This window comes from Actinotalea ferrariae CF5-4 (assembly GCF_000603945.1).
Lineage (GTDB): Bacteria > Actinomycetota > Actinomycetes > Actinomycetales > Cellulomonadaceae > Actinotalea > Actinotalea ferrariae.
In genome coordinates this window covers 1-3971 of record NZ_AXCW01000319.1, presented here as the reverse complement: position 1 = coordinate 3971, position 3971 = coordinate 1, and the positions used below count along the sequence as shown (strand labels likewise).

At 77.7% G+C, this 3971-nt stretch carries 5 protein-coding genes; 2 read left to right on the top strand and 3 right to left on the bottom strand.

The features are described 5' to 3' along the window. Both N866_RS17030 and N866_RS17025 read left to right on the top strand, forming a co-directional pair. Positions 1–1031: FAD-dependent oxidoreductase (locus tag N866_RS17030; protein ID WP_034228731.1), on the top strand; the 1031-nt coding region annotated here is incomplete at its 5' end. A gap of 37 nt (positions 1032–1068) precedes the next feature. Continuing rightward, on the top strand, positions 1069–1389 hold the full coding sequence (locus N866_RS17025) for a rhodanese-like domain-containing protein (RefSeq protein WP_034228729.1): 321 nt from the start codon (positions 1069–1071) through the stop codon (positions 1387–1389). A 49-nt stretch (positions 1390–1438) separates the two neighbouring features. Here N866_RS17025 and N866_RS17020 read toward each other — a convergent pair whose 3' ends face one another. The 3 genes from N866_RS17020 to N866_RS21080 form a co-directional block, all read right to left on the bottom strand. Continuing rightward, positions 1439–3136 carry an L-aspartate oxidase gene (locus N866_RS17020; RefSeq protein ID WP_245612642.1) on the bottom strand — a complete coding sequence of 566 codons (1698 nt, stop codon included), beginning with the start codon at positions 3134–3136 and terminating at the stop codon, positions 1439–1441. Further along, positions 3133–3624 (bottom strand): aspartate 1-decarboxylase, encoded by a 492-nt coding sequence (panD, locus tag N866_RS20610; RefSeq protein ID WP_173406175.1) that lies wholly within the window; start codon positions 3622–3624, stop codon positions 3133–3135. Before panD ends, N866_RS17020 begins: the two co-directional genes overlap by 4 nt. 80 nt (positions 3625–3704) lie before the next feature. Continuing rightward, a partial coding sequence (locus tag N866_RS21080) for a pantoate--beta-alanine ligase (RefSeq protein ID WP_034228725.1) occupies positions 3705–3971 on the bottom strand: 267 nt, incomplete at its 5' end.

The window sequence follows — 3971 nt, the reverse complement described above, 5'->3', positions numbered from 1 at the left end:
GGCCGGCCGGGGGCGGCACGCGCGCACTCGTGCACCTGTCCGACGGCACGGCGCTCACCGCCGACGTCGTCGTGCTGTCCGTGGGCGTGCGCCCCGACAGCCGCCTGGCCGAGGACGCCGGGCTCGAGCTCGGGCGGGGCGGCGCGATCGTCGTCGACGACGAGCAGCGCACGTCCGACCCGCACATCTGGGCCGTCGGGGACGCCACCGCGGTCCGGCACGGCGTCACCGGCGTCGTCGGGCCCGTACCGCTGGCGGGGCCGGCCAACCGGGCCGGCCGCCGCGCCGCGGACTCGATCCTCGGCCGGATCGCCGACGCGACCCGGGCCCGGCCCGTCCTGGGCACCGTCGTCGTGCGGGTGTTCGGGCTCACCGCCGCGATGACCGGCGCGGGCCGCGAGGCGCTGGAGCGGGCCGGCATCGCCCACCACGTCGTCCACGTCCACCCCGGCCACCACGCGGGCTACTTCCCCGGCGCGCAGCAGGTCCACCTCACGCTCCTCTTCGCCCCGGACGGGCGCGTCCTGGGCGCGCAGGCCGTGGGCCGCGCGGGGGTCGAGAAGCGGATCGACGTGCTCGCCACGGCCCTGGCCGCCGGCATGACCGTCGACGACGTCGCCGAGCTCGAGCTGTCCTACGCCCCGCCCTACGGCTCCGCGAAGGACCCGGTGAACATGGCCGGGTTCGTCGCGCAGAACGTGCTGTCCGGGACCCTGCGGCTCTGGTACCCCGAGGACCTCGCCGCGGTGCAGGAGGAGTCGCTCGTCCTCGACGTGCGGACCCGTGCGGAGTTCACCGGCGGCCACCTGCCCGGTGCGCTGCACGTGCCCCACACCGAGCTGCGGGACCGTCTGGACGAGGTCCGCGCCGCAGCGGCCGGCCGACCGGTGCGGGTGCACTGCCAGAGCGGGTTCCGCTCGTACCTCGCTCACCGCGTCCTCGACCACGCCGGGCTGGACAGCGCCATGCTGTCGGGGGGCATGCTGACCCTGCGGTCCGCCCTGCCCGACCTCGTGCTCGAGCAGGGCTGACCCGGCCGCCCCCCTCACCCACCGGAGACGATGCCCCGTGCAGGAGATCGACGTCCACGCGCTCGCCACCCGCCTGGCAGCCCCGCAGCCCCCCGCCGTCGTCGACGTGCGGGAGGAGCACGAGTTCGCCGCGGGCCACGTGCCGGGGGCGCGGAACATCCCGCTCTCGCAGTTCGTCGACCGCGTGCAGGAGGTGACGACCCTGCCCGGCGAGGTGCTCGTCATCTGCGAGTCCGGCGGGAGGTCGGCGCAGGTGACCGCCTGGCTGGGGCAGCAGGGCCACGACGTGACGAACGTCGCGGGCGGCACCGGAGCGTGGCGCGCCCACGGCTTCCCGGTCGACCACCCGCCCGCCTGACGGGCCGGGCGCCGGGGGCACCTCGCGGGCGCAGGGCGAGCGCAGGGCCCTAGTCGAACGGGCCGCCCACGGTCAGCGGGCCGTCGCGCCACTCGAGCGCGCCGTCCGGGTCCAGCGTCCCGACGAGCCGGCGGGTCCACGCGGCGTCGTCGGCGGCCGGGAAGTCCTCCCGGAAGTGCCCGCCGCGCGACTCGGTGCGGCGGGTCGCGGCCGCGGTGAGGAGCGCGGCGACCTGGTGCAGGTTCGTCGTCTCCCACTCCGCCACCTGCGGCGCGGCCACGACGCCGGGCACGGCGTCGGCGCGGGTGGGGATGGCGGCGAGGCCCTGCGCGGCGGCCGCGAGCCCGGCCTCGGTGCGGATCACCCCCGGGCCGGACTGGGCGAGGCGCTGCACCCGGGCACGGACGGTGGCCGCCACGAGCGCGGCCTCCCCGGGGCGGGCGACCGGCTCCCGCTGCACGACGCCGCCGACGTGCCGGGCGATGCGCTCCGCCGCGCGGTGGCCGAAGACGAGACCCTCGAGCAGCGAGTTCGAGGCGAGCCGGTTGGCGCCGTGGACGCCCGTGCAGGCGACCTCCCCGGCCGCGTACAGGCCGGGCACGGTCGTGCGCCCGTCCAGGTCGGTGAGCACGCCGCCGGAGTGGTAGTGCTGGGCCGGGGCGACCGGGATGAGGTCGGTGGTGAGGTCGATCCCCTCGGCCAGGAGCCGCTCGTGGATGGTGGGGAACCGTCCGCGGAGGAAGTCGGCCCCGAGGTGCCGGGCGTCCAGGAAGACGTGGTCGGAGCCCGTCTCCGCCATCCGCCGGACGATGGCGTGCGCGACGACGTCGCGCGGTGCGAGCTCCGCGAGCGGGTGCAGGGCCGGCATGAACCGCACGCCGTCGGTGTCGAGCAGGAGCGCCCCCTCGCCGCGGACCGCCTCGGAGACGAGCGGCAGCTGGCCCTTGACCCCTGCCCCGAGCCACAGGACCGTCGGGTGGAACTGGACGAACTCCACGTCCGCGACGGCGGCACCGGCCCGGAGCGCCGCCACCAGCCCGTCGCCGGTGGCCTGGGCCGGGTTCGTCGAGGAGGCGTAGACCTGCCCGATCCCGCCGGTCGCGAGGACGACGGCCCGCCCCAGCGCCGCCCCGACGCCGTCGCGCGTCCCCTCGCCGATGACGTGCAGGGTGACGCCGCAGGCGGGCCCGGGACGGCCGTCGCCGTCGGGCGCCGCGGTGAGCAGGTCCAGGACGAGCGCGTGCTCGATGACCTCGATGCCCGGGTCGGTGCGGACGGCCTCGAGCTGCGCCACGAGCGCACGCGAGATCTCCGCACCGGTGGCGTCCCCGCCGGCGTGGGCGATCCGGTCCGCGCCGTGCCCGCCCTCGCGGGTCAGGGAGATCCGGCCGTCGGCGTCCGTGTCGAAGCGCGCGCCCGCCGCGACGAGCTCGCGCACGCGCACGGGCCCCTCGCCCACGAGCACGTCCACGGCCGCCGGGTCGCAGAGGCCGACGCCCGCCGTGAGGGTGTCGGCGCGGTGCGCGGCCGGGGAGTCCTCGGGGTCCAGGGCAGCGGCGATCCCGCCCTGCGCCCACACCGTGGACCCCGACGCCAGCTGGCCCTTCGTCACGAGCAGCACCCGGTCCACCCGGCGGCGCAGGCGCAGCGCGGCGGTGAGACCCGCGATGCCCGAGCCGACGACGACGACGTCCGCCTGCGCGACCCAGCCCGCCGCGGGCGCGGCGAGGGTCCGTGCGAGCCTCACCGGGCTCCCCACGGCAGCGCGGAGCTGAGCAGCCGGTCGTGCTGCTCGGCGCCGGATGCGGAGGGCCCCGGTGAGGCACCCGCACCGCCCGGCGCGGTGCCCGGGACCCCGCTGACCACGCCGGCCACGGCGGCGCCCGGGTCGCCCCCGAGCTCCACGACCCGGTTCGCGGCGTCGACGTGGACCACGGACGGGCTGTACGTCCGGGCCTCCTCGTCGGGCAGGAGCGCGTAGGCGATGAGGATGACGACGTCGCCCGGGTGCACGAGGTGGGCGGCCGCGCCGTTGACGCAGACGACGCCGGAGCCGCGCTCCCCGGCGAGGGCGTAGGTGGTCAGCCGTGCGCCGTTGGTGACGTCGACGACGTCGACCTGCTGGCCGGGGAGGATGTCCGCGCCGTCCAGGAGGTCCAGGTCCACGGTGACGGACCCGACGTAGTGCAGGTCCGCCGCGGTGACCGTGGCGCGGTGGACCTTGCCCACCATCATCGGCCGCAGCCGACCGCCGACCCGTGCCCCGTGGCCGCGCGGCCCGCGGTCCGGCCCGTCCCCCGTCGTCCACCCCTGCGTCATGCTGCTCCCCCTCGTCCGGCTGCGTGGTCGTCGGCCGCGGCGGGGGGCACGTCGTCCCCGCCCACCTGCAGCGTCGTGTTGTCGATGAGCCGCGTGGCGCCCACGCGCGCGGCGACCGCCAGGACCGCCGCGCCGCGGTACCCCGCGGGGACGTCCTCGGCGTCCGCCGGGTCCACGAGCGCCACGTAGTCGGTCACCACGCCGGGCTCGTCGTGCAGGACACGGCGCGCCGCGGCCAGCACCTCGGGCGCCGCGGCCCCGCC

Coding starts and splice junctions, on each gene's coding strand:
- panD (WP_173406175.1), bottom strand. CDS start 3,624: ATGATGGTGGGCAAGGTCCACCGCGCCACGGTCACCGCGGCGGACCTG.